We start from the raw sequence: 23,811 nt of genomic DNA, 5'->3' as shown, positions 1-23,811 counted from the left end.
GGATGCGTGGGGATCATGCCAAGGGCGCCACGGCGGACCAGCCCGGCGTATGAGCGTTGTCGACGTCGCTGCTCGCACTGCAGGCGTGAGCGCCGCTGCCCGGTATCTATCTGCGAGAAAGCGACCGCCGTGCCCGTCGCATGATGGTCCAGGGTAATTCAGGTGTTGCTTGTTGCCCCACTTCACGCTATAATCGCCGGCTTTCCCTTCCCACACTCGTCTTGACGCCGAGGTGGGCATTTGTTTAAACGTCCCTAAGGAGTTATGCATGCGTCATTATGAAATCGTTTTTATCGTCCACCCGGACCAAAGCGAGCAAGTCCCGGCGATGATCGAACGCTACAAAGCCAGCGTAACCACGCGCGGCGGTTCGGTTCACCGTGTTGAAGACTGGGGCCGTCGTCAGATGGCTTACTCGATCCAGAAGCTGCCAAAAGCGCACTACATCTGCCTGAACATCGAATGCGACAACGAGACCCTCGTGGAACTCGAAACCGCGTTCAAATTCAATGATGCCGTGCTGCGTCACCTCACCGTTAAGATGAAGAAGGCTGAAACCACGCCGTCGCCGATGATGAAATCGGTACAACGTGAAGACGCAGCCAAGAGCCACCGCACTGAAGCGCCTGCTCCTGCAGCCGCGCCAGCGCCAGCTCCAGCCGCAGCAGCGTAATTGTTGACAAGATTCCCTGAACGCGAATGACCTCACCTCGGTGAATCAACTCCAGTTCGTAGCCCAGATTTGCGAGCGCGACGTATTGCGCTACACCCCGGCCGGCGTGCCCATCGTGACCGCCACCCTGATGCACAGTTCGCAGCAGATGGAAGCAGGGGTTGCCAGGTTGGTCGAATTCGACATCACCGCGCTTGCCGCGGGCGAGATTTCGGGACGATTCAGCCAGGCCGAATTGGGCGCCGTTCATCAGTTCACGGGATTTCTGGCCAAGAAGAACCGCAGCAGCAAAAGCCTGGTGTTTCACATCATTGATTTCTGTGCCGCCGCCTGAGGCGTCAGCACATTTTTAGATACAGGAGCCTCAAATGGCATTCGGTAAAAAATTCGACAAGAACAAGCTCAAGCTTAAAGAAAAGCGCAAACAACAGAACCCACTGTTCAAGCGTAAGAAATTCTGCCGCTTCACCGCAGCAAACGTTGAACAGGTCGACTACAAAGACGTAGACACCCTGAAAGACTTCGTCCAGGAAAACGGCAAGATCATGCCAGCACGCCTGACCGGTACCAAAGCGCACTACCAGCGCCAGGTTGACACCGCAATCAAGCGCGCCCGCTACCTCGCGCTGCTGCCATACACCGATCTGCACCACGCTTAATCGCTGCGGATAAACTGGAGAACTCTATGCAAATCATTCTGTTGGAAAAAGTTGTTAACGTCGGCAACCTGGGCGATGTTGTTAAAGTCAAAGACGGTTACGCACGTAACTTCCTGATCCCGCAACGCATGGCTCGCCGTGCTACCGCATCGGCTGTCGCTGAATTCGAAGTCAAGCGCGCCGAACTGGAAAAAGCAGCAGCTGCCAAGCTGGCCGCTTCCCAGGCCCAAGGCGACAAGCTGGGCGGCATGACCATCTCGATCGCTCAAAAAGCGGGCGTCGATGGCCGTCTGTTCGGTTCGGTCACCAACTTCGACATCGCTGAAGCGCTGACGAAAGCGGGCTTCGCTGTAGAAAAATCGCAAGTACGCATGCCTACCGGCCCGCTGAAAACGACTGGCGAACACGCTGTTGCAGTCGCTCTGCACACCGACGTCGTGGCCGAGATCACGATCGCTGTTGTTGGCGAAGCTGCTTAAGTAGCGCATGTCACACTGTTGCATTGCAGGCATCATGCTTGCAATGCAACTACGAAAAAGCCGGGTCTTCCCGGCTTTTTTTACGTCCAAATCTCCCCAATTATGTCAGCCAGTTGACCCGAAGCAGGTATAATTCGCGCCATGAACGCACCATCCGATCCGCAGCTCGACGCCCTCCGCATCCCGCCCCATTCCATCGAAGCAGAACAATCTGTGATCGGTGGTTTGCTGCGCGATAACGCCGCGTTCGACCGCATTGCCGACATGATGCATGCGGACGACTTCTATCGCTACGATCACCGCATCATCTTCGAGCAGATCGTCAAGCTGATCAACCAGTCGAAACCGGCCGACGTGATCACCGTGTTCGAGGCGCTCAGCAACATCGCCAAGGCCGAAGATGTGGGCGGCCTGCAGTACCTGAACGCGATGGCGCAGAACACGCCGTCGGCGGCCAACATCCGGCGCTACGCCGAGATCGTGCGCGACCGCGGCGTGCTGCGCAAACTGATCACCGTGGCCGACGAAATCTCGGGCAATGCGTTCAACCCGCAGGGCAAGGAAGTCAAGCAGATGCTCGACGAAGCCGAGTCCAAGATCTTCGCCATCGCCGAACAGGGCGCGCGCGGCTCGCAGGGCTGGATCGCGGTGCAGCCGCTGCTGACCCAAGTGGTCGAGCGCATCGATGAACTCTACAGCCGCGACAACCAGAGCGAAATCACCGGCGTGCCGACCGGCTTCATTGACCTCGACCGCATGACGTCCGGCCTGCAGCCGGGCGACCTGGTGATCGTGGCCGGCCGTCCGTCGATGGGCAAGACCGCCTTCTCGGTCAACATCGGCGAGAACGTCGCCATCGAAGCGGGCCTGCCGGTCGCGATCTTCTCGATGGAGATGGGCGGCACCCAGCTGGCCATGCGTATGCTTGGCTCGGTCGGCCAGCTCGACCAGCACCGCCTGCGCACCGGCCGCCTGAACGACGAAGACTGGCCGCGCCTGACGCACGCGATTCAAAAGATGAACGACGCCCAGTTGTACATCGACGAGACGCCGGCATTGAACCCGATCGAGCTGCGCGCGCGCTCGCGCCGCCTGTCGCGCCAGTGCGGCAAGCTTGGCCTGATCATCATCGACTACATCCAGCTCATGACGGGCAGCCAGCCGGGCGACAACCGCGCCTCCGAGATTTCGGAGATTTCGCGTAGCCTGAAAGGGCTGGCCAAGGAACTGCACTGTCCCGTGATCGCCCTGTCCCAGCTGAACCGCTCGCTGGAACAACGCCCCAACAAACGCCCCATCATGTCCGACTTGCGCGAATCGGGCGCTATCGAGCAGGATGCCGACGTCATCATCTTCCTGTATCGCGATGAGGTCTACAACCCGGATTCGCCCGACAAGGGCACCGCGGAGATCATCATCGGCAAGCAGCGTAACGGTCCGATCGGCTCGATCCGCCTGACCTGGATCGGCCAGTACACCAAGTTCGGTAACTACAGCGGTAACCTGGCGGTCTACCAGGGCGACTAACCCATAACGGCGCCGCCACGAGCGGCGTCCTTCAGCAGTACCACGCAGTAGCAATCACGCTTTAACGCGCTTTAACGGAGAAACCATGTTTGGACGCCTGATGCCCACCGAGGGCAAGTTTTTTGAGCTCTTCAACCAGCACGCCGCACTATGCGTGAAGGGCGCGCATGAAATGGTTGGCCTGATGACCAACTTCGACGACCTCGAAAACCGCGTCCACGCGATCGAAAGCATCGAAAAGCAAGCCGACAAGATCACCTACGCCACGGTCGACATGCTGCACAAGACGTTCATCACCCCGATCGACCGCGACGACATCCACAAGCTGATCACGCGCATGGACGACATCCTCGACCTGATGGAAGACGCAGCGCAGACGGTGTCGCTGTACGACCTCAAGGCGGTGACCCCGGAAGCGAAGCGCCTGGCCGAACTGTGCCTGGCCTGCTGCCAGAAAGTCGAACAAGCCGTCGGCCTGCTGCACAACATGGACAACTCGCAAAAGATCGTCGCCATCTGCGAAGAGATCGACCGCCTCGAGTCCGACGCCGACCATGTGATGCGCGCCGCCATGTCGAAACTGTTCCGCGATGAACCGGACGTGCGCAACCTGATCAAGCTCAAGGCGATCTACGAGATCCTCGAAACCGTGACCGACCGCTGCGAGGATGTTGCCAACATCATCGAAGGCATCATCGTCGAAAACGCGTAAGCGGCGCCAGCATGGAACATATCCAAATCAGCATTTACGTGCTCGGCATGTTGATCGCCCTGGCGCTGCTGTTCGACTTCATGAACGGTTTCCACGACGCGGCCAACGCGATTGCCACGGTCGTCTCGACGGGCGTGCTCAAGCCGCAGAGCGCGGTCGCCATGGCCGCCGTGTTCAACTTCATTGCCATCGGCGTGGTGGGCGTGCACGTCGCCGCCACCCTGAGCAAGGGCACCATCGATCCCAAGGTGGTGGACCAGTACATCATCTTCGGGGCCCTGGTCGGGGCCATCATCTGGAACCTGATCACCTGGTACTACGGCATTCCTTCGTCGTCCTCGCACGCGCTGATCGGCGGCCTGGTGGGCGCGGCGGTGGCCAAGTCCGGCACCGGCGCCCTGATCGGCAGCGGCTTGCTCAAGACCGTCATCTTCATCGTGATCGCCCCCTTGCTCGGCTTTGCGCTCGGCTCGATCATCATGCTGATCGTGGCCTGGGTGTTCGTCAAGTCGACCCCGCGCAAGGTCGATACCTGGTTCCGCCGCGCGCAGTTGTTCTCGGCGGCCGCGTACAGCCTGGGCCACGGCGGCAACGACGCGCAAAAAACCATGGGCATCATCTGGATGCTGCTCATCGCCAGCGGTTACTGCAACCCGGCCGACCCCACCCCGCCAAGCTGGGTGATCATTTCGTGCTACGCGGCGATCAGCTTCGGCACCTTGTTCGGCGGCTGGCGCATCGTCAAGACCATGGGCCAGAAGATCACCAAGCTCAAACCGGTAGGCGGCTTTTGCGCCGAAACCGGCGGCGCGATCACCTTGATCATGTCGAGCTTTTTCGGTATTCCGGTATCGACCACGCACACCATCACCGGCGCCATCGTCGGCGTGGGGGCGTCGCAGAAGATGTCGGCGGTGCGTTGGGGCGTGGCCGGCAATATCGTATGGGCCTGGATTTTCACGATTCCGGCGTCGGCCTTCATGGCGGCGGTGGCATGGTGGATCGGTACCCACATCATGTAAGGGGCACGCGCCCCGGCAAGCAAGACCGCCCGTTCCGACCGGCGGTCTTTTATTTCGTCCGGCGCTAACTTTCGTCCGGCGCTAACGGATGCACACCTGGCGCACCGTGCGCAGGTCGGTCAGGCCCAGCAAGACCTTCTCGATGCCGTCCATTTTCAGGGTCAGCATGCCTTCATCGAGGGCGGCGGCGAGCAGCAGCGCGACCCGGCTGCGCTCCTGCAACAGGCGCTTGATGTGGTCCGAGCCGATCATCAGTTCGTGCAGGCCGATCCGGCCCCGGTAGCCGCCATTGCACCCGGCGCAGCCGCGCGCGCGGTACAAGGTGAAGCGCCCCTCGCCATCGGCATGGCGCGCGCGCCAGGCGGCCAGCACCGTGTCGGGCGCCGCGCCGGCGTGGGCAACTTCGGCGCAGTACTCGCCGGCCAGTTGCGCCATTTCGGCCGCGTCGGGCTGGTAGGCTTCTTTGCACGCGCCGCACAAGCGCCTGGCCAGGCGCTGCGCCAGCACGCCGAGCAGCGCATCGGCGAAGTTGAACGGGTCCATGCCCATGTCGAGCAGGCGCACGATTGATTCCGGCGCGCTGTTGGTGTGCAGGGTGGCCAGCACCAGGTGCCCGGTCAGCGACGCCTCGATGCCGATGCCGACCGTTTCGCGGTCGCGCATTTCGCCAACCATGATCACGTCCGGGTCGGCCCGCAAAAAGGCCCGCATCACGGTCGCGAAGTCGAGCCCCGCCTTGCGGTTGACCTGCACCTGGCGCAAGCCCTTTTGCGTGATCTCGACCGGGTCTTCGGCGGTCCAGATCTTGGTGTCGGGCGTGTTCAGGTGCGCCAGCAGGGAGTGCAGGGTGGTGGTCTTGCCCGAACCGGTCGGCCCGCACACGAAGAACAGGCCGTGCGGCTTGCCGATCGCCGCCAGCAGGCGCGCCAGGTTATGCGGCAGCACGCCCAACTGGTCGAGCGCCATGGCGTCGCCGGCCGGCAGGATGCGCATGACGATGTCCTCCACCCCGCCGGCCGACGGAATGGTCGCCACGCGCAATTCGATGTCGAGCGGGCCGTACTTGCCAAAGCTGATCTTGCCATCCTGCGGCCTGCGCCGCTCGGACGTATCGAGGTCGCACATGATCTTCACGCGCGCGGCGAGGGCGTTGCGGTAGCCGGCCGGGATGTCGATGTAGGGCGCCAGCGCGCCATCCTTGCGAAAGCGGATCGCGGTGCGCCCCTTGCCGGGCAGCGGCTCGATGTGGATGTCGGACGCGCCCTGGCGCCAGGCGTCCATGATCACCTTGTTGACCAGCTTGACCAGTTCATTTTCCACCGCCTGCGAGACCGGCCGGGTGTCTTCGCTGTCGTTCGCGTCGTGCGTCATGCCGGACAAGACTTCGCGCAGGGAGCTGCCGTCGCTGCGCGCGGTGGTGCCGAAGAACTGGTCGACCGTGCGCCGGAATTCGGCGCGCGTGGTGACGCACCAGACGATGCTCGACCTGGGGAAGACCTGGTTGACGATGCGGCTGGCGCGCACCCGTTCCGGGTCGAGCGCGAGCACCAGCAAGCCGTCCTTGTCTTCGTCGAGCGGCAGCCACTGGTTGTCGTCGACGTATTGGGCCTTGAGGTTCTTGAGCAGGGAAACGGGTTTGATACGCCCCGGCGCAAACGCTTCGTAGCGCACCCCGAAATGGCGCGCCAGCGCGTTGCCGATGGCCGCCAGGGGCAGATGCAAGTCCCTCACCAGCACGTCTTCGATGTCGAGCAGGGCCGCATGCGCCGCGTGCCGTGCCTGTTCGAGCTCGGCGGCGGAGACGAGCGCGTCCAGAACCAGCGCGTCGTACTTGCTGTGTGCTTGCATGCGGCCCCCGTCATGGCGCTGGAAAGCCACCATGATGTGGACATTCCGCGGCACCGCGCTTGACCTCGCTCAGGCGTGCGGACGGAACCGGAATCGCCCAGGCGCGTCAGTTAGAGCCGAGCAAGTCGTGGGCGTCGAGGATGGCGTAGATGATGTCCGGATGGCGCTCGAGCGAGCGCCGGATCGCGCTCGGGACCGCCTGACGGGTCTTGCGGCACAGGCCCGGCCGTTCTTCCAGCACAATGCTCAGGCCGCGCGCGCTTTTCACCTCGTTGTGACTGGGCGTGATCTGCAAGACCACCCCGAGCTGACTGCGCAGGCGCTCGCTCAGCTTGTTCAGTTCGACGTAGCTGGCGATGCCGTCGATATGCGCGAGCAGTTTCTTTTCTTCCTCGCGGGTCAGGCGCAGGATGCGCGTGTCGCCGCCGGGCTCGGCCAGCAGGGCGTCGCGCTGGCACACGCAGGCGCCAGGCGGACATTCGGTGCGGATCGGAAAAGGAGGTGCCTGGAGCATGGTGGTCGGATCGCCGCAGCGGGGGAACGGGCCGGATCGATAGAGTAGCCCCGTAGCGGCGTTGCTGTCAAACGGCGGCCGCCGCCCTGGCCCGGGCGCGATGAGGCACGCAATGCCGCCGGCCGGGACGGCATTGCGCATCGGGTAGATTTTTCTTGCCCTTGTTTATGGACATGCTGGGCGCCAGGTTCGAGCCTGCTCACCCCGCTGTATGATGCACGCGCGACATGAGCGATAATTCCGCCACTCACCTTCCATCTTTATTGCTTATGAAATACACATGCCCCCATTGCCAGGTCCCCCTCGGGATATTCCTTGTGGGGCCCGGCCGCCCGCGCGTCAAGCAGGGGGCTTGTCCAGCCTGCGGAAGCAAGGTGAGCATCGGCGCCAACGGTAAACGCGGTGCGATCGTGCTGCCCTTGCTGATCGTATGCAGCTGGTTGGCCTGGGGAAGCGTGCCGCCGGTGATACTCGGGCTGCTGTCAGGGTTTGTGCTGTTGACCACGGTAATGCAGTTGGACAAGCTGCCGCCGGCCTAAGTACCCGCCCATAAATAAGTGTGAGTTTTTGGCGAACATAGCCGGCGCGCTGCGGCGTTGCCCTCCGCTCGCAGTGCTCGCACTGCGTCGCGTCGGGCGCCTTGCATCGCATCCGGCTATGTTCGCCAAAAACTCACACTTATTTCTGCGCGGGTACTTAGCGCGGCCGTCATTGCGCCGCGTGGGCATCGCCCGGCGCAGTGCTCGCGGGCACGTTCATCCTGTGCCCCAGTTCGGCATTTCCGTAAGTACGAATCACTTCGGAAATGACCACGTGATACCCGTCCAGCCACTTCGCCTGCGCCGCCTTGGCTTGCAGATGGGCCGGATGTTGCATCAACGCTTGCAGCGCTTCCAGGCTGTCCCAATAGTACACGTTCGAAAACAAGCCGGTGGCGCGGTTTTCCCACGCTTCTTCACCCAGGTAACCGGGCAGCGACTTGGCCGCCTCGGCAATGGTTTTGTCGAGCTGATGAAACTCGTCGTCGAGATCCTTGGTGCCGAAAATGAAGGTGGAAGCGTACATGGCGTGCCTGGTAATAGTGAACGGCAATTGTGCCATGCCAGCAATTTACTTGTTGGACAATCATAGTTGCGTGAGAGAATGCCGCTTTCTGAATGGATGGAGTGCGCATGAACTGGAAACCGAACAAGTGGATCGCCACCGGCCTGAACCTGGCGACCATGCCACTGGGCCTGGTGTACGCCGGCGCGCCGCGCCTGGGCGCCTTGTTGTTCGGTGGCGCCTTGCTGCTGGCGTGCGCCATCTTCTTCCTGCTTCCGGGGCCGCTGGCCAACGGCGCCATGGTGGTGCTCCAGTTGACCCTGGTGGTGCTCGGCCTGACCTTGGGCTACCGCGTGGCCAGCCGCGCCCCGCCGCGCGCTGTCAGACCGGGCTACACGCGCTGGTATGGATTGCTGGCCATCGCGCTGCTGTACCTGATGGTCGTGGTCGGCCTGCGCGCCTGCTTTTATGAAACCTTTCGCGCACCCTCGACGTCCATGGCGCCGACCATCCGGGCGGGCGCCAACCTGCTGGTGCAGAAATGGGGCTACGGCCATGTGAGCGCCTATGGCATGACCCTGGCGTCGCGTCCGATCTCGGCGCCTCTGAAGCGTGGCGACATCATCGCCTTCGATTTTCCGCTCGACCCGACCCAGCAATACGTCAAGCGCGTGGTGGGCCTGCCGGGCGACAAGGTGCAATACCGCGAGCGTCAGGTATTCGTCAACGGCGGCGCCACGCGCGTGCGCGCGCTCGATGCCTATTTCGAGCCCGACCGCCTCGAAGCGATGCCGCGTTTTGAAAACAGCCTCGACGGCGTGCGCTTCGACACCTTGCTCAACGAGACCGATCCGGGCGCCGGGGAGCGCCTGGTGCGCGACCACGGCTGCGTCTACGAACACCTGGTGCAGGCATGCGAAGTCCCGCCCGGCCACTATTTTGTCATGGGCGACAATCGCGACAACAGCTACGACAGCCGGTTCTGGGGCTTTGTGCGCTCCGACCAGGTGCTGGGCAAGGTGGTGCGCATCATGCAGTAAGGACGGCGCGCGGCCGGCCTACTTGATGCACACCTGGCGCACCATCTTGATGTCGGTGATGCCCGAGAGGACCTTTTCGATGCCATCCATCTTCAGGGTCAGCATGCCGTCTTCCAGCGCCGCCGCCAGCAGGGCGGTCACGCGGCTGTGTTCCTGCAAGAGTTTCTTGACCTTGTCGGTGCCGATCATCAGTTCGTGCAGGCCGACCCTCCCGCGATAGCCCTTGTTGCACTCGGCGCAGCCGACGGCCCGGTACAGGGTGAACTGGCCGTCGGCATTGGCATAGCGGCTGCGCCAGCCGGCCAGCACCTGCGCGCGCCCGGCCTCGGGGTCGCTGACGAAGGCGTCGGTCGCCAGCAGTTCGCTGCAAAATTCGGTGAGCAGCAAGTCCACCTCGGCCGCATCCGGATGGTAGGCCTCTTTGCACGAGGCGCACAGGCGCTTGGCCAGGCGCTGCGCCAGGATGCCGAGCAGCGCATCGGCGAAATTGAACGGGTCCATGCCCATGTCGAGCAGGCGCACGATCGATTCCGGCGCGCTGTTGGTGTGCAACGTCGCCAGCACCAGGTGGCCGGTGAGCGACGCTTCGATGCCCATGCTGACGGTTTCCTTGTCGCGCATTTCGCCGACCATGATCACGTCCGGGTCGGCCCGCAAAAAGGCCCGCATCACGGTCGCAAAATCGAGCCCCGCCTTGCGGTTGACCTGCACCTGGCGCAAGCCCTTTTGCGTGATCTCGACCGGGTCTTCGGCGGTCCAGATCTTGGTGTCCGGGGTGTTCAGGTGGCTGAGCACCGAGTGCAAGGTGGTGGTCTTGCCCGACCCGGTCGGCCCGCACACGAAAAACAGGCCGTACGGTTTTTCGATGGCCGCGCGCAGGCGCTCCAGGTTAAATGGCAACACGCCCAGCTTGTCGAGCGGGATCGGCTCGCCCGCCGCCAGGATGCGCATGACGATGTCCTCCACCCCGCCCGAGGATGGAATGGTCGCCACGCGCAGCTCGATGTCGAGCGGGCCGTATTTCTTGAACTTGATCTTGCCGTCCTGCGGTTTGCGCCGCTCCGAAATATCGAGGTCGCACATGATCTTCACGCGCGCGACCAGCGCATTGCGGTAGCTGGCCGGGATTTCGATGTACGGCACCAGCGAGCCATCCTTGCGAAAGCGGATCCCGGTCTTGCCTTTGCCCGGCAAGGGCTCGATGTGGATGTCCGAGACGCCCTGGCGGTGGGCATCCATGATGACCTTGTTGAGCAGCTTGACCAGTTCGTTTTCGACGGCGGCCGAGACCTCCAGTGTACCGTCTCCGTCGACCTCGTCCTGGTCCATCCCGGAGAGCAGTTCGCCCACCGAGCCGCCCACGGCGTCGACGGCGGCGCCGAAGAATTGTTCGGCGGTGCGCCGGAAGTCCTCGCGCGTGGTGACGCGGTACAGCACTTTGGCCTTGGGGAAGATCTGGTTGACGATCTTGCTGGCATGGATGCGCTCCGGGTCGAGCGCCATCACCAGCAGGCCCTCGGCGCTTTCTTCGAGCGGCAGCCACTGGTTTTCCTCGACATATTGCGCCTTGAGGTTGCGCAGCAGTTCGGTCGGCTTGATCCGGTCCGGCTTGTACGGCTCGTACGGGGTGACGAAGAACTTCGACAGGGAGTCGCCGATGGCCGCCGCGCGCACCTGGAACTCCTTGGACAGCACCTCCTCGATATCGAGGTTCTTCTTGCGCGCCGAACGCGTGGCCAGTTCCAGTTCGGGCGCCGACAGCACCGCCTCGTGCACCAGCCCGACGTACTTGGTGCGCATCGTCTGCGGCGGCTTGAGGCGCTGGCTGAAGGCCACCGACAAGGTCTCGCACAGGTCTTGCGCGCCTTCCACGCACACCGGCGAGAACGGTCCGCCCTTGCGGTTGTTGATGAACTGGATCACGCCGAGCAGCTCGTTCGACTGCACCGTCAGCAGCGGCGCGACCAGCATTTCGCGCGTGCGGTAGCCGGTGCGCTGGTCCACCCCGCTCTGGAAGTGCAGGCCCGGCGCGAGGCGCTGCAGCTCTTGCTCGTCGTAGGCGTCGCGAATGTTCAGGGCCTTGCGGCTCAGGGCCACGAAACCGGCGATCGAACTGGGCGAAATCGACAGACGCAGTTCGCGAAACGTCGTCAGTCCGGTCTTGACCTTGGAAACGATATGGTCTTTTTCGGGCGTGACCGCGTACAGGGTGAAGCGGTCGCAGTCGAACAGGTCGCAAAAATCCATGCCCAGGTCGAGCATGATTTCATCGAGATTGGCGGTCGCGTGAATCTTGTTGGTGACCGCCTGCAGCCTTTTGGAAAAATCCAGGCGCGCGCCGGTGTCGTCGTCGCCTCCTTGCTTGCCGCTTGCCGCATCGTTCATGGTGTCGTCGCTTTCGGCTGGTTCAGTTCAATGTCACTTCCAGGCCTTCGTAGGCCAGCACCACCGACAGGCCGTCCGGCAGCGGCCCGTGGCGCAGGAGGGCGTCGGCGAAGACCGCTTCGAGTTCGTCGTCGCTGCGGGTCGGTTCGTGGTGGGTGCAGTACAGGGTGCGCGCGCCGACCCGCACCGCGCTGGCGATGGCCGCGTCGAAGGTGCCGTGCCCCCAGCCGCGCTTGGACGGGTATTCGTCGCGCGTGTACGAGCAGTCATGGACCAGCGCGTCGACGCCGTGCATGGCGCGGTCGATGGCCAGCTGGCGCTGTTCGATCTCGCGCTGGCAGCTCGCGTGGCGCGGGTCGGGTTCCGGATACGGGTTGAAGAAAGGCTCGTGGTCGCCCGTGAAAAACAGCGACTTGCCGTTGCAGCTGATGCGGTAGCCCAGGTTGCTCACAGGGTGGTTCATGACCACGTTCTCGACGACCGCGTCGCCCACCGAGACGGCCACCCCGACCTCGAGCGTATGGTAGTCGATGGTGGCCGCCATCTGCGCTTCGCCGACCGGAAAATAGCTGTTTTGCAGCTGCACGCCCATGATGTGTTCGATGCCCTGGCCGGACGCCTCGTCGCGCGCGCCGTGCAGGCGTATCCGGCTGCTGGGGAGGAACAGCGGCGTGAAAAATGGCAGGCCGTGGATATGGTCCCAGTGGCTGTGGGTGATGAAAATATTCGCCGTCACCGGCAAGCGCGTGAGCAGGTCCTGGGCCAGCGCAAAAATGCCGGTGCCGCCGTCGAGGATGATCAGGGTGCCGTCGTCGGTGCCCACTTCGATGCAGGTGGTGTTGCCGCCGTAGCGCGCGGTGCGCGGCCCCGGCGAAGGAATCGAGCCGCGCACGCCCCAGAAGCGCAATTTCATGTCGTCACTCTCATGGCCGGAACCGTCGATGTTGCAATTACGGTCGATCATAGCGGTTTTGCCTGCGCGTGGCTGCACATTTTGCCCTCGCAATCGAGCGTCCCCGCTTTCGTGCCGTTTTGCCCACGCTTTTTTGCGCACCGGTGTACAGGGCCGGCGAGCGGCGCTACACTCATCCAGATAGCCATGCGCCCTGGCGCGACCTTCCGACGGACGGGTGAATCTTCATGCAAGCTGCAAAATGATGAGCAAGCGCGCACGCCGGCTGCGTAAATACGCCCCGCGCTGGCTGCTCGGGCTCGCGCTCACCGCGTTGGCGGCGCTGTCCACGCTGGGCTTTTTTCACAGCGATTCGGTCGAGCGCATGGACGGCTTCGTGGCCGGCCTGCGCATGCGCATCGAGGCGCCCGTGCTCGACGCGCGCATCGTCATTGTCGATATCGATGAAAAGAGCCTGGCCGCGCTCGGGCGCTTTCCGTGGAGCCGCGATATCCAGGCCAAGCTGGTGACCCAACTGACGCGCCATTACGGCGCCGGCGCGGTCGGTTTCGACATCTCCTTTCCGGAACCCGATACCTCGTCCGGCTACGCCGTGCTCGAACGCCTGGCCGGCGCCGAACTGGCCGGGGTGGACGGCCTGAAGGCGCAACTGGCGCGCCTGAAAGCGGGCATGGATTACGACGGCTTGCTGGTCGACGCGCTGCGCGGGCAGAACGTGGTGCTCGGCTACAACGTCTCGGACAAGCTGCGCAAGGGCGTGCTGCCGGCGCCGGCATTTACCGTCGAGAGCCTGAACGGGCGCGAACTGCTGGCCTACACGGCCCACGGCTACGAAGCCAATATCGCCCGCCTGCAGCAGGCCGCCGCCGGCGCCGGCATCTTTACCGCCTCCACCGACGCCGATGGCGTGATCCGCTCGTCGATCCTGTTGCAGCGCATCGGCGAGGCGTATTATCCCTCGCTGTCGCTGGCCACCGCCGCCGTGTACCTGAAGGCGCGCGCCATCGCGCCGTATTTCGACACCACCGTCGAGCAGTTGTCGCAGGCCGAAAAAGACAGCGGCGCGGTGCCGTCGATCTCGCTCTTTTTGCCGCGCGGGCAGATGCGCATTCCGGTGGGCGAAGGGCTCACTACCTATGTGCAGTTCCGTGGCCGCGGCGGCCCGGCCGGCGGCGCGTTTCGCTACGTCTCGGCGCTCGACGTGCTCACCGGCGCGGTGCCGCCGGCGCAGCTCAAGGGCGCGCTGGTGCTGGTCGGCTCGACCGCGCCCGGCATCAACGACCTGCGCGCCACGCCCGTCAATCCCGAGTTCCCCGGGGTGGAAGTGCACGCCAACCTGCTCAAGTCGATCCTCGACAACGACTTCAAGTCGCGTCCCGCCGCCGCCTATCTGTTCGAGTGCGCTCTGGTGCTGGCCTTCGGCCTGGTGCTGTCGCTGGCGCCGGCCCTGCTGGCGCCGCTGCGCGCGGTGCTGCTGACGGCGACGGCGCTGGCGGCGGCCATCGGCCTCAATTTCTACCTCTACTACGAAGCCGGCATGGTGCTCGGCGCCGCCGTGCTGGTGCTGCTGATCCTGGCCCTGTTCGTGCTCAACCTGGGCTTCGGCTACTTTGTCGAGGTGCGCAAAAGCCACGCCCTGGTGTCGCGCTTTCGCGAGTACGTCGCGCCCGAGCTGGTGGCCGAAATGGCTGACAATCCCGAGCAGTACACCATGGAGGGCGAAAGCCGCGAACTGAGCGTGCTGTTCGTCGACGTGCGCGGTTTCACCACCATTTCGGAAGGACTCGACCCGAAAACCCTGCGCGAATACATCAATCTGTACCTGACGGCCATGTCGGAAGACATCCGCGACAGCCATTGCGGCACGCTCGACAAATACATCGGCGACGCCGTCATGGCCTTCTGGGGTGCGCCGGTGTCCTTTGCCGACCATGCCCGGCGCGCCGTGGCCACCGCCTTGCTGATGCAGGCCAGCGCGGCGCGCCTGGACGCGCAGTTCCAGGTGCGCGGCTGGCCGCCCTTGCAGATCGGGATCGGCATCAACAGCGGCATGATGCACGTCGGCGACATGGGCTCGCGCATCCGCCGCGCCTACACCGTCATGGGCGACGCGGTCAACCTGGCCGCGCGCCTGGAAGGCGTCACCAAGGTGTACGGGGCCGGCATCGTGGTGGGGGAGGCTACGCGCGCCGCCGCTCCCGGCTTCGCCTGGCGCGAACTGGACCTGGTGCGGGTCAAGGGCAAGCATGCGCCGGTTGCCATCTTCGAGCCGCTCGGCATGGCAGCCGCGCTCGAGCCGGCGGCGGCGGCGCGGCTGGCGCGCTGGCACACGGCGCTGGCGCTGCTGCGCGCGCGCGACTGGGAGGCGGCCGGCGCCATGCTGGCGGTGCTCGCGGACGAGGAGCCGCTCTGCCGGCTGTATCGCCTGTACCTGGAGCGCGTCGCGCTGTACCGCGCCGATCCGCCTGGCGCCGGCTGGGATGGCGTGACCGTGTTCGACACCAAGTGAGCGCTGCCGTGCCACGCCCGGCGCGCCGCGGGCCGCGCATTTGTCATTCTCATATTCCTCTGACGCCTGCCTGCAACGCTTTTAAAAAAAGCGCCGGTTCCGTTCAACATTTGAGCCGTATCGGCCGGGGCCGGCATTACACTTATTGAATACGCGTAACAAAGTTGCCACTTTTATCATTCTCATCATTGGGATAAGACCATGCCACTTTCCCCCGTCGCCGTCAGGGCAACGCCATGAATGTTCCTTTTGCGCGCCTCATCGCCGGCGCCGCGCTCGCCGCGGCGGTCGGCGCCGCCTGGGCCGCCGATCCGGTGTCCGAGCCGATCCGTTTCGACATCAGCCGCTACGAGGTGGCCGGCAATACCTTGCTCGGCCAGGCCGAGATCGACGCCGCGCTCGCTCCTTACACCGGCGCCGGGCGCGACTTCGGCGACGTCCAGCGCGCGCTCGAAGCGCTCGAAGCGCTGTACCACGCGCGCGGCTACCAGGTGGTTACGGTCCAGTTGCCGGAACAGGAGCTCAAGGGCGGCGCGGTGCGCCTGACCGTGACCCAGCCCACCATCGGACGGATCGAGGTGCGCGGCAACCGCGTGTTTGACGAAGCCAATGTGCGGCGCAGCCTGCCCACCCTGCAAGCCGGGCGCACGCCCGACCTGGACCGGGTCTCGTCGAACCTGCGCATGGCCAACGAGAACCCGGCGCGCAAGATCCGGATGACCTTGCAAAGTGGCAGCTCCGACGACACGGTCGACGCCGTGCTCGACGTCAGCGATGGCAAGCCGTGGACCGCGATGCTCAATGTCGACAACAGCGGCAACGCACAGACCGGCAAGACCCACGTCAGCGCCATCGTGCAACACGCCAACCTGTGGGGGCGCGACCATGTCGGCAGCCTGCAGTACACCACCAGCGCCGAAGAACCGAGCAAGGTCAGCGTGTACGGGGCCGGCTACCATATTCCGCTGTATGAACTGGGCGACTCGGTCGACCTGTACGCCAGCTACTCGGATGTCGATTCCGGCACCATCACGGCCGGCATCGTCAACCTGGCGGTGAGCGGCAAGGGCAGCATGGCCGGGATGCGCTACAACCAGGGCCTGGCGCGGCGCGGCAAGCTCGATGCGCGCCTGGTGTACGGGATCGACTACAAGGCTTACAAGAACAGCGTGCTGTTCTTCGGCCAGAACGTCGGCAACGACGTCACCGTCCATCCGCTCAGCGTGACCTGGGTGGCCAGCCTGCCGTGGGCCGGCGGCGAAGCGAATGTGTCGCTCGGCGTGGCGCGCAACCTTCCCGGCGGCAGCCGTGGCGGCCAGGCCGACCTCGAACGCGCGCGCGCCGGCGCCAAAGCCGGCTACGGCATGCTGCGCTTCGCCGGCGCTTTCAGCCGCGCGCTGGCCAAGGACTGGCAGGCGCGCGTGCTGCTCAACGGCCAGTGGAGCGGCGACGCGCTGGTGCCGGGCGAGCAGTTCGGCGCCGGTGGCGCCAGTTCGGTGCGGGGCCTGGAAGAGCGCGCGCTGTCGACCGATTCCGGGGTGCTGGCCAACCTGGAGCTGTACACGCCCAACTGGTGCGGCGCGCGCTGGCAATGCCGCATGCTGGCGTTTTACGATGCCGCCCACGGCCGCCGCAACGAGGCGCTGGCCGGCGAATATGCGCGCGCCACGGTCTCTGGCGCCGGCCTCGGCTGGCGCGTGGCCATGGGCAGTTCGATGACCATGCAGCTCGACTACGGCCATGTGCTGCGCAGCGACGCTGGCGCCACCCGCAACAATAAACTGCACGTCCGTGTGGGCCTGGCCTACTAGAGGTAAACACCATGAAGACCACGACAAACACCCCCACCGGCCCAGCCCTGCGCCTGCTGTGCGCCTGCCTGCTGCTGGCCACGGGCCTGGCGCGCGGGGCGCCGCAGTCGCCGCAAGTGCTGGCCGGGCAGGCCAGCTTCGGCCAGCAGGGCAATGTATTTTCGATCACGAATACGCCCAACACCATCATTCAATGGCAAAGCTTTTCGGTCAATGCCGGCGACATCACGCGCTTCATCCAGCAGGACAGCAACAGCGCGGTGCTCAACCGCATCGTCGGGCAAGACCCGAGCCGCATCCTGGGGGCGCTGCAATCGAACGGGCAGGTGTTCCTGATTAACCCGAACGGGGTGCTGTTCGGGCGCGATGCGCGCATCGATGTCAATGGCTTGACGGCGTCGAGCCTGAACCTGTCGAACGCCGACTTCTTGGCCGGCAAGCGCAACTTCAGCGCGGCGCCGGGCGCCGCGGCGGTGCGCAACGAGGGCAGCATCAGCACGCCGTCCGGCGGCCATGTGTTCCTGATCGCGCCCAACGTGGAGAACAGCGGCGTCATTCATTCGCCCCAGGGCGAGGTGGTGCTGGCGGCTGGCCACAGCGTGCAACTGGTCGATTCGCGCAATCCCGACTTGCATGTGGTGGTGTCGGCCCCGGCCAGCGAAGCGCTCAACCTGGGGCGCATCGTGGCCGAGGGCGGCAAGGTTGGTATCTATGGCGCCCTGGTGCGCCAGCGCGGCGCGCTCAGCGCCGACAGCGCGCGCGTGGGCGAGCATGGCCAGATCGTGTTCAAGGCCAGCGCCGACGCCTTGCTGGAGGCGGGCAGCGTCACCAGCGCCCGGGGCGGCTCGCTCAGCGTGCAGGGCGAGCGGGTCGGCATGACGGGCGACGCCCGCATCGACGCGGCCGGCGGCAGCGTGCTGCTGGGCGGCGGCTGGCAGGGCAAAAATGCGCTGGTGCGCAACGCGCGCCAGACCGTGATGGGCAAAAACGCGGCCATCGACGCCGACGGCGGCACGGTGGTGCTGTGGTCCGATGGCGCCACGCGCGCCAACGGCCGCATCACGGCGCGCGGCGGGCAGGTGGAAACCTCGGGCCGCCAGCTCGATGTCCATGGCGTGCGGGTGGAGGCGCGCGGCTGGCTGCTCGATCCCTACGATGTCACGATCGGCAATAACGGCAGCACGGTGTTGCTCGACGCGGTCGATGACTTTGCCGACGGCATGCCCGGCACTGGCGTGACCCTGCTCGACGTGGCCATGCTCAACTCGGCCGCGCCGGGCACCGCCATCAAGGTGCAAGCCACGCACGACGTGCTGGTGGACGGCGCCATTACGCGCCCGGCCGGCAGCGCCGGCAGCCTGACGATCGACGCCGGCAACCACATCACCATCAACGCGCCGGTATCGACCTCGGGCGGGGCGCTGACCCTGAACGCGAATGCGTCGGCCTATGCCAGCGGCAGCGGCGGGGTGTTCGTCAACAGCACCGTCAGCACCGGCGGCGGGGCGGTCAGCATGAGCGGCGACTCGGTCTATATCGGCGCGGGCGGCGGCGCCGTCGTCAACAGCGGCAGCGGCAGCATGGTGTTTGTGGCCAGCAAGCAGTTCACCCTGAACAGCAATTCGACGCTGCAAGGCGGCGCCGCCATCGCCATCGTGTCCGACCAGGTCAGCATGCCGGGCGGCATGATCGGCCCGGCGGGCAGCGCCAGGCCGGTGGTCAGCATCGCGCCGCTCACGCCGGGACGCCCGATCGAGATTGCCAACGGCGGCCTGTCGCAGTCGATCCTGCGCCTGTCGCCGTTCGACCTGAACCCGATCCATTCAAGCGAGCTGATCATCGGCGGCGACAGTTATGAAGGCGTCATCAGCGTCAATGGGCAACTGGGCGGCGCATCGACCCCGCTGGAAACGCAAGCCCTCAGTTTGCGTAGCGGCGGCACCATCAGCGTGACCGCGCCGCTGATCATGCTGCCCGGGACCGGCAGCGTGCTCACCCTGGCGCGCCACGGCTATGCCGATGGGGCGGTGATCACCACGGCCAACGGCATGCTCAGCGCCGACCATATCGCGATCAACTCCGACGCGATGACCCTGGGCGGCCTGATCACGTCCACCGGCGCCGCTGGCGGCAGCGTGACCCTGGCGCCGCATGACGGCGCGACCATCATCCACGCCGGCGCGAACGCGGTCGATGGCCCTGCGCAGCTGGGCTTGAGCGACAGCGAACTGAAACTGGTCACGGCCGATAAGCTCATCATTGGCGGGCAAGCCAACCAGACCGGCGCGCTGGACGTGACCGGCCTGCTCGACATGTCGGGCAACCTGAACGCCGGCAGCAAGCTGGCGCTGATCGCCGGCGCCGGCAACCTGACCTTGCACGGCGCCGTCATCACACCCGGTTCGCTGTACCTGTCCGGGGCGAGCATCGCCAATACGAGCACGGCGCCGGCGCGCGCCAGCGCCATTGGCTTGAGCGCGCGCGGGCAGATCGGTTCGTCCGGCGCCACGCCGTCGCCGTTCTATACGCAAACCTCGGCGCTGACGGCGGACAACGCCACCGATGGCGGCACCAGCGACATCGATATCAGCAATACCGGCACCCTGAGCCTGGGCAGCGTGACCCAGACCGGCCCGGCCAACGTCAGTCCGATCACGGTGGCCAACAAGGGCGGCATGACGGTCATGGCCGGCGGGCAGGGCGTGCGCAGCAATGGCGGCGCGATCAGCTTGAGCACCGCCAGCCCGCTGACCATCGATGGCAGCGTGGCGTCCAACGGCGGCGCGCTGGCGCTTACGGCCGGCAACGGCGGCACCCTGACCGTGGGGCCGACCGGCAGCGTCGCGTCCGGCGCCGGCAACATGAGCTTGCAGGGCGGGGCGATCATCAACAACGGCAGCCTGAGCGCCACGTCCGGCAATATCACCCTGAGCGCGCCGACGGTGAGCGGCAGCGGCACGGCCACCAGCGTCAGCGGCACCGTGACGGGCACCGGTCCGGGCACGATTCCGGCGACACCGACCGTCGAGTCGTGCATCGCCACCCCGTCGCAAAGCGCCTGCGCGGGCATCCTGGCGCAAGCGTTCCAAAGCTGCCTGGGCAATCCGGCGATCTCGTATTGCGCTTCCCTGCTGCCGAGCCTGAGCACTTGCGTGAGCAAACCGGCCACGGCCGGTTGCAGCGTGGTATTGCCGAGCCTGGCCCAGTGCGAGGCCGTGCCATCGACCGCTGGTTGCGGCGCGGTGCTGCCGAACCTGGCCCAATGCCTGGCCGCGCCGGCCACGGCGGGCTGCTCTGCGGTCTTGCCGAGCCTTGCGACTTGCGGCGCGGCCCCGGCGACGCCCGGTTGCGCCGTCGTGTTGCCGAGCCTGGCCGTATGTACGAGCGCGCCGGCCACCGCCGGCTGCGCGGCGGTGTTGCCGACCTTGCAGGCCTGTATCGCCGCGCCCGCCACCGCGGGTTGCAGCGCGGTCTTGCCGACCCTGGCCGCGTGCGTGGCCAATCCGGCCGCCAGCGGTTGCGGCGCCGTGCTGCCGAGCCTTGCCCAGTGCGTGAGCACCCCGTCGCTCGCCGGTTGCAGCGCGGTGCTGCCGACCCTTGCCCAATGCGTCGCCGCACCAAGCCAGGCCGGCTGCAATGCGGTATTGCCGACCCTGGCCCAATGCGTCGCCGCACCAAGCCAGGCCGGCTGCGCCGTGGTCTTGCCAAGCCTTGCCCAGTGCGTCGCCGTACCGACCCTGCCCGGTTGCGCTTCGGTGCTGCCGACCCTGTCCCAGTGCATTGCCGCACCGTTCCAGTCCGGTTGCATCGCGGTGCTGCCCAGCCTGAACCAATGCGTGGCCGCGCCAGCCCTGGCCGGTTGCAGCGTGGTGTTGCCAACCCTGGCGCAGTGCGTATCGGTGCCCGGCACTGCCGGCTGCGCCGTGGTCTTGCCCGCCCTGAACCAGTGCGTCGCCAATCCCGCCGTGCCGGGGTGCGGGGTAGTACTGCCGGGCCTGGCTAGCTGCAGCGCCAATCCGGCGCTGGCGGGCTGCTCGGCCGTGCTGCCGAGCGTGTCGCAGTGCAGCGCCACGCCAACGCTGGCCGGCTGTGTTGCGGTGCTGCCGTCGCTGCCGCAATGCGTGGCCGCGCCCTCGGCGCCTGGCTGCGTCGCGGTCTTGCCGTCGCTCGGACAGTGCGTCACTACGCCAACGGCCGCCGGTTGCGGCGCGGTGCTGCCGACCCTGGCGCAATGCGTAGGTAGTCCCACCTTGCAAGGTTGTGCGGTGGTGCTGCCGCCAGTCAATGCCTGCGTGGCGAATCCGGCCGCGCCGGGCTGCGCGGTGGTGACGCCGCCCACCGGGCTTGCAGCGGGCGAGGCCGTGACGCAGGCGATCCAGGACAGCGTCTATCTGATCAATACAGCGACCAGCCAGGCCACGTTGCCGGGCAGCACGCAGGCCCAGGCGCCGCTCGGCAAGGAGCTCTCGGAAACACAGGTAGCCAAGGCCGCCACGGGTACAACTCAAGGAGATGCAAGTGAACTGCGCAAAAAGACGTATTGCAATTAAGGCGCTTGCGGGTTTCCTGCTGAGCTGCATGGGGACGGCGGCGTGGGCGGGGCAAGTGGCCGGCACGGTCATCAACCTGAGCGGGCCGTTGATGGTCAAGAAGGCCGATGGCGCGGTCAAGGTGCTGGCCGTCAGGTCGGAAGTGGAGTCGGGCGACACGCTCATGTCGCAAAAGAACACCTACGCCCAGATCAGGTTCATCGACAACAGCGAAATGACGCTGCGCCCGGATACCACTTTCGTGATCGAAGCGTTTGCCTATGACGGCGCCAAGCCCGAAGCCGACAGCGCCAGCTTCAGCCTGGTCCAGGGCGGCTTGCGTTCGCTGACCGGGTTGCTCGGCAAGCGCAACAAGGAAAAGTTTTCGCTCAAGACGCCGGCCGCCACCATCGGCATTCGCGGCACCACCTTTATCGCCCAGTACGTCGCGCCGGGCGTGCCGCCCAGGAGCGGGTCTACGCCCGGCGGCCTGCCGGCCCAGCCGCCAGGCTTGTATCTGAGTGTGTTCGACGGCGCCATCATCGTGAGCAATAAGGGGGGCAGCAGCAATTTTTCGGCCGGGCAGTTCGGCTTTACGCCCAGCTTGACGGTCGCGCCGGTGTCGATTCCGGTCAGCCCCGTCATCCGGTTTTCGCCGCCGCCATCGTTTTCGGTGTCGCAGGCGCCGGGCGCCAACAGCGCGTCCAAGGGCGCCACGCAGGGCGTCGATTGCGAAGTGCGCTGACGGCGCGCACGGCGCCGGGTCAACGCGTTGCGCCAGCCTGCGCGCGCAAGCGCTCCAGGTTGTAGGCGCGCGCGGCCGGCAGTTCCTGTTCCGAATACAGGCCGCGCAGCAGGCTGTCCACATCGGCGCCCGGCCGCATGGCCGCGAGGAAGGCGGCGCTGCGCTGTTCCCAGTCCGCTCGCACCTGTTCCGTGTCCTGCAGTTGCTGCGCGCGGTCCGCGCCGAGCACCTGCTGGCGCAAGGTGGCGACCTGCGCTTCGGGAGCGCCGGCGCGGCGCAATGCCGCCACGTTCTCGCGCAGGCGCTCCTGCGCCGGATCGGCGGCCACCACGCTGTGCGGCGACTCGGGGGCGCCCGGACGCGTGGCGGCCAGGTCGGCGCGCATCTGTTTTTCTTCTTTTTCATACATGGACGCGGCCAGCCGCTCGCCGAAGTGCGCCACGCGCAAGGCGTGCAACTGGTCCAGCGCCAGCTCGGGCGTGAGGGCGGCATCAAGGCGCTGGCGCTCGCCCAGGTCCGTTTCCAGGTCGCGGTAAGCCACGTAATTGCGCAGCAGCTGCGCCAGCTCGCGCGCAGCGTCGGGGGGCAGGCCCGCCGCGAGGTCGTTTTCAAGTTTGTCGATCTCGGCGCGGCCGGGATGGCGCGCCAGGCTTGCCAGCAGGACGTCGAGCAGGACGCTGGTGCGTTCGTCGATGGCCAGCTTGCCGTCGGCACCGAGCCGGAACGCCGGCGCGCGACCCGGCGGCTCCGGCATCGCGCCGAACCCCGCGCTGGTTTCGGCCAGCACGGTGAAGCTGCGCTCGACCGCCTGTCCGGTGCGCTGTTCGGGCGTGAGCGGCGCTTCGGTGGCCGGGGCACGGTACAGCACCGCGCCAGCGGCCAGCACGGCCACCGTGCAGGCCAGCGCGGCCCGGATGTTCATTGGGCTTGTTCCTGTTGCACCACGCGCTCGGTCGTGACGCGGATCGTGGTGCGCGTCTTGAGCGCCTCGATGCGCTGGTCGAGCCGTTCCTGCATGAGCTGGGTGCGCAAGCCGAGCCGCAGTTCGGCCAGCGCCGGCTTGGGCAGGTGTTTGGTGGCGATCAATTGCACCACTTGCCAGCCGCCCTGTGGCAGCGGGCGTTCGATGGCCTGGCCCGCGCTCATTCCGGCCACTTGCTGGGCCAGGGCGCTATCGATCTGCGCCGCCATCAGCCAGGCTGGCGCGGGCAGGGTGGCTGCTTTGGCCGCGCTGGAGTAGCGCCTGGCGACCTGCGCAAAGCGCTTGCCCTGGCCTAGCCTGAATTTTGCATAAAAAAGGGCAAGAATGCCGTAAGTGATTGATAAAATGTGAGTTATCCATAAAACACAATTTCAACACGAACGCACCTTGCCCGGCATGAATTCTACCTCAGAGCAGCT

20 protein-coding genes are annotated in these 23,811 nt (G+C 65.6%); 13 read left to right on the top strand and 7 right to left on the bottom strand.

Going from position 1 to position 23,811, the window contains the following annotated elements:
• Positions 1-268 precede the first annotated feature (268 nt).
• The 7 genes from rpsF to F2P46_RS16405 all read left to right on the top strand — a co-directional run bounded on the left by rpsF (position 269) and on the right by F2P46_RS16405 (position 5,072).
• A complete protein-coding gene (rpsF, locus tag F2P46_RS16435; RefSeq protein WP_166891664.1) occupies positions 269-673 on the top strand; it encodes a 30S ribosomal protein S6 in 405 nt (134 codons plus the stop codon).
• 40 nt (positions 674-713) lie between these two features.
• The gene (gene priB, locus F2P46_RS16430; protein ID WP_166891660.1) at positions 714-1,007 is read left to right on the top strand and encodes a primosomal replication protein N; all 294 of its coding nucleotides are present in this window, start codon (positions 714-716) and stop codon (positions 1,005-1,007) included.
• A 34-nt stretch (positions 1,008-1,041) separates the two neighbouring features.
• Complete coding sequence (gene rpsR, locus F2P46_RS16425) at positions 1,042-1,332, top strand: 30S ribosomal protein S18 (protein ID WP_008450941.1); 291 nt, start codon at positions 1,042-1,044, stop codon at positions 1,330-1,332.
• A 26-nt stretch (positions 1,333-1,358) separates the two neighbouring features.
• Positions 1,359-1,811, top strand: a complete 453-nt coding sequence (gene rplI, locus F2P46_RS16420; protein ID WP_166891657.1) for a 50S ribosomal protein L9 — start codon at positions 1,359-1,361, stop codon at positions 1,809-1,811.
• A 141-nt stretch (positions 1,812-1,952) separates the two neighbouring features.
• The gene (locus F2P46_RS16415) at positions 1,953-3,338 is read left to right on the top strand and encodes a replicative DNA helicase (protein WP_166891655.1); all 1,386 of its coding nucleotides are present in this window, start codon (positions 1,953-1,955) and stop codon (positions 3,336-3,338) included.
• Between the two features lie 85 nt (positions 3,339-3,423).
• The gene (locus tag F2P46_RS16410; protein ID WP_054263945.1) at positions 3,424-4,050 is read left to right on the top strand and encodes a DUF47 domain-containing protein; all 627 of its coding nucleotides are present in this window, start codon (positions 3,424-3,426) and stop codon (positions 4,048-4,050) included.
• 11 nt (positions 4,051-4,061) lie between these two features.
• The gene (locus F2P46_RS16405) at positions 4,062-5,072 is read left to right on the top strand and encodes an inorganic phosphate transporter (protein ID WP_166891652.1); all 1,011 of its coding nucleotides are present in this window, start codon (positions 4,062-4,064) and stop codon (positions 5,070-5,072) included.
• 81 nt (positions 5,073-5,153) lie between these two features.
• On the opposite strand, the gene F2P46_RS16400 is transcribed toward F2P46_RS16405, so the two are convergent.
• Together F2P46_RS16400 and F2P46_RS16395 are read right to left on the bottom strand one after the other, a co-directional pair.
• The gene (locus F2P46_RS16400) at positions 5,154-6,920 is read right to left on the bottom strand and encodes a GspE/PulE family protein (protein ID WP_229509323.1); all 1,767 of its coding nucleotides are present in this window, start codon (positions 6,918-6,920) and stop codon (positions 5,154-5,156) included.
• A gap of 106 nt (positions 6,921-7,026) precedes the next feature.
• Positions 7,027-7,434: a hypothetical protein gene (locus tag F2P46_RS16395; RefSeq protein ID WP_166891648.1), complete on the bottom strand. Its 408-nt coding sequence runs from the start codon at positions 7,432-7,434 to the stop codon at positions 7,027-7,029.
• A 374-nt stretch (positions 7,435-7,808) separates the two neighbouring features.
• Here F2P46_RS16395 and F2P46_RS16390 point away from each other — a divergent pair, with 374 nt between their 5' ends.
• Positions 7,809-7,973 (top strand): hypothetical protein, encoded by a 165-nt coding sequence (locus F2P46_RS16390; RefSeq protein ID WP_166891646.1) that lies wholly within the window; start codon positions 7,809-7,811, stop codon positions 7,971-7,973.
• Positions 7,974-8,142: 169 nt separating this feature from the next.
• On the opposite strand, the gene F2P46_RS16385 is transcribed toward F2P46_RS16390, so the two are convergent.
• Positions 8,143-8,499: an antibiotic biosynthesis monooxygenase gene (locus F2P46_RS16385; protein WP_166891644.1), complete on the bottom strand. Its 357-nt coding sequence runs from the start codon at positions 8,497-8,499 to the stop codon at positions 8,143-8,145.
• A 107-nt stretch (positions 8,500-8,606) separates the two neighbouring features.
• On the opposite strand from F2P46_RS16385, the gene lepB reads away from it, so the two are divergent.
• On the top strand, positions 8,607-9,518 hold the full coding sequence (lepB, locus tag F2P46_RS16380) for a signal peptidase I (protein WP_166891642.1): 912 nt from the start codon (positions 8,607-8,609) through the stop codon (positions 9,516-9,518).
• Between the two features lie 18 nt (positions 9,519-9,536).
• Here lepB and F2P46_RS16375 read toward each other — a convergent pair whose 3' ends face one another.
• Both F2P46_RS16375 and F2P46_RS16370 read right to left on the bottom strand, forming a co-directional pair.
• The gene (locus tag F2P46_RS16375) at positions 9,537-11,903 is read right to left on the bottom strand and encodes a GspE/PulE family protein (RefSeq protein WP_166891639.1); all 2,367 of its coding nucleotides are present in this window, start codon (positions 11,901-11,903) and stop codon (positions 9,537-9,539) included.
• 22 nt (positions 11,904-11,925) lie between these two features.
• A complete protein-coding gene (locus tag F2P46_RS16370) occupies positions 11,926-12,816 on the bottom strand; it encodes an MBL fold metallo-hydrolase (RefSeq protein ID WP_166891839.1) in 891 nt (296 codons plus the stop codon).
• Between the two features lie 241 nt (positions 12,817-13,057).
• Here F2P46_RS16370 and F2P46_RS16365 point away from each other — a divergent pair, with 241 nt between their 5' ends.
• The 4 genes from F2P46_RS16365 to F2P46_RS16350 all read left to right on the top strand — a co-directional run bounded on the left by F2P46_RS16365 (position 13,058) and on the right by F2P46_RS16350 (position 22,410).
• Positions 13,058-15,325 (top strand): adenylate/guanylate cyclase domain-containing protein, encoded by a 2,268-nt coding sequence (locus F2P46_RS16365; RefSeq protein WP_166891637.1) that lies wholly within the window; start codon positions 13,058-13,060, stop codon positions 15,323-15,325.
• A gap of 236 nt (positions 15,326-15,561) precedes the next feature.
• Complete coding sequence (locus tag F2P46_RS16360; RefSeq protein ID WP_166891635.1) at positions 15,562-17,136, top strand: ShlB/FhaC/HecB family hemolysin secretion/activation protein; 1,575 nt, start codon at positions 15,562-15,564, stop codon at positions 17,134-17,136.
• Between the two features lie 11 nt (positions 17,137-17,147).
• Positions 17,148-21,686 carry a filamentous hemagglutinin N-terminal domain-containing protein gene (locus F2P46_RS16355; RefSeq protein WP_166891632.1) on the top strand — a complete coding sequence of 1,513 codons (4,539 nt, stop codon included), beginning with the start codon at positions 17,148-17,150 and terminating at the stop codon, positions 21,684-21,686.
• Positions 21,687-21,714: 28 nt separating this feature from the next.
• A complete protein-coding gene (locus tag F2P46_RS16350; RefSeq protein ID WP_166891629.1) occupies positions 21,715-22,410 on the top strand; it encodes a FecR family protein in 696 nt (231 codons plus the stop codon).
• A gap of 19 nt (positions 22,411-22,429) precedes the next feature.
• Here F2P46_RS16350 and F2P46_RS16345 read toward each other — a convergent pair whose 3' ends face one another.
• Entirely contained in the window at positions 22,430-23,332 is a 903-nt protein-coding gene (locus tag F2P46_RS16345; RefSeq protein ID WP_166891627.1) for a lipase secretion chaperone, read from the bottom strand.
• Positions 23,329-23,601 carry a hypothetical protein gene (locus F2P46_RS16340; RefSeq protein WP_166891625.1) on the bottom strand — a complete coding sequence of 91 codons (273 nt, stop codon included), beginning with the start codon at positions 23,599-23,601 and terminating at the stop codon, positions 23,329-23,331. The genes F2P46_RS16345 and F2P46_RS16340 overlap by 4 nt, the downstream gene beginning before the upstream one ends.
• Between the last annotated feature and the right edge of the window lie 210 nt (positions 23,602-23,811).

Source organism: Massilia sp. CCM 8734, from assembly GCF_011682155.1.
GTDB lineage: Bacteria > Pseudomonadota > Gammaproteobacteria > Burkholderiales > Burkholderiaceae_D > Telluria_A > Telluria_A rubra.
Note: the sequence above shows the minus strand (reverse complement) of the source record. Positions and strands in the feature narration are given on the sequence as shown.

Bases quoted from the DNA above. Each gene is read 5' to 3' on its own strand.
- rpsF (WP_166891664.1), top strand. From the start codon at position 269: ATGCGTCATTATGAAATCGTTTTTATCGTCCACCCGGACCAAAGCGAG.
- rpsR (WP_008450941.1), top strand. From the start codon at position 1,042: ATGGCATTCGGTAAAAAATTCGACAAGAACAAGCTCAAGCTTAAAGAA.
- rplI (WP_166891657.1), top strand. From the start codon at position 1,359: ATGCAAATCATTCTGTTGGAAAAAGTTGTTAACGTCGGCAACCTGGGC.
- F2P46_RS16415 (WP_166891655.1), top strand. From the start codon at position 1,953: ATGAACGCACCATCCGATCCGCAGCTCGACGCCCTCCGCATCCCGCCC.
- F2P46_RS16410 (WP_054263945.1), top strand. From the start codon at position 3,424: ATGTTTGGACGCCTGATGCCCACCGAGGGCAAGTTTTTTGAGCTCTTC.
- F2P46_RS16405 (WP_166891652.1), top strand. From the start codon at position 4,062: ATGGAACATATCCAAATCAGCATTTACGTGCTCGGCATGTTGATCGCC.
- F2P46_RS16400 (WP_229509323.1), bottom strand. From the start codon at position 6,920: ATGCAAGCACACAGCAAGTACGACGCGCTGGTTCTGGACGCGCTCGTC.
- F2P46_RS16395 (WP_166891648.1), bottom strand. From the start codon at position 7,434: ATGCTCCAGGCACCTCCTTTTCCGATCCGCACCGAATGTCCGCCTGGC.
- F2P46_RS16385 (WP_166891644.1), bottom strand. From the start codon at position 8,499: ATGTACGCTTCCACCTTCATTTTCGGCACCAAGGATCTCGACGACGAG.
- lepB (WP_166891642.1), top strand. From the start codon at position 8,607: ATGAACTGGAAACCGAACAAGTGGATCGCCACCGGCCTGAACCTGGCG.
- F2P46_RS16375 (WP_166891639.1), bottom strand. From the start codon at position 11,903: ATGAACGATGCGGCAAGCGGCAAGCAAGGAGGCGACGACGACACCGGC.
- F2P46_RS16370 (WP_166891839.1), bottom strand. From the start codon at position 12,816: ATGAAATTGCGCTTCTGGGGCGTGCGCGGCTCGATTCCTTCGCCGGGG.
- F2P46_RS16365 (WP_166891637.1), top strand. From the start codon at position 13,058: ATGATGAGCAAGCGCGCACGCCGGCTGCGTAAATACGCCCCGCGCTGG.
- F2P46_RS16360 (WP_166891635.1), top strand. From the start codon at position 15,562: ATGAATGTTCCTTTTGCGCGCCTCATCGCCGGCGCCGCGCTCGCCGCG.
- F2P46_RS16355 (WP_166891632.1), top strand. From the start codon at position 17,148: ATGAAGACCACGACAAACACCCCCACCGGCCCAGCCCTGCGCCTGCTG.
- F2P46_RS16350 (WP_166891629.1), top strand. From the start codon at position 21,715: ATGGGGACGGCGGCGTGGGCGGGGCAAGTGGCCGGCACGGTCATCAAC.
- F2P46_RS16345 (WP_166891627.1), bottom strand. From the start codon at position 23,332: ATGAACATCCGGGCCGCGCTGGCCTGCACGGTGGCCGTGCTGGCCGCT.
- F2P46_RS16340 (WP_166891625.1), bottom strand. From the start codon at position 23,601: ATGGCGGCGCAGATCGATAGCGCCCTGGCCCAGCAAGTGGCCGGAATG.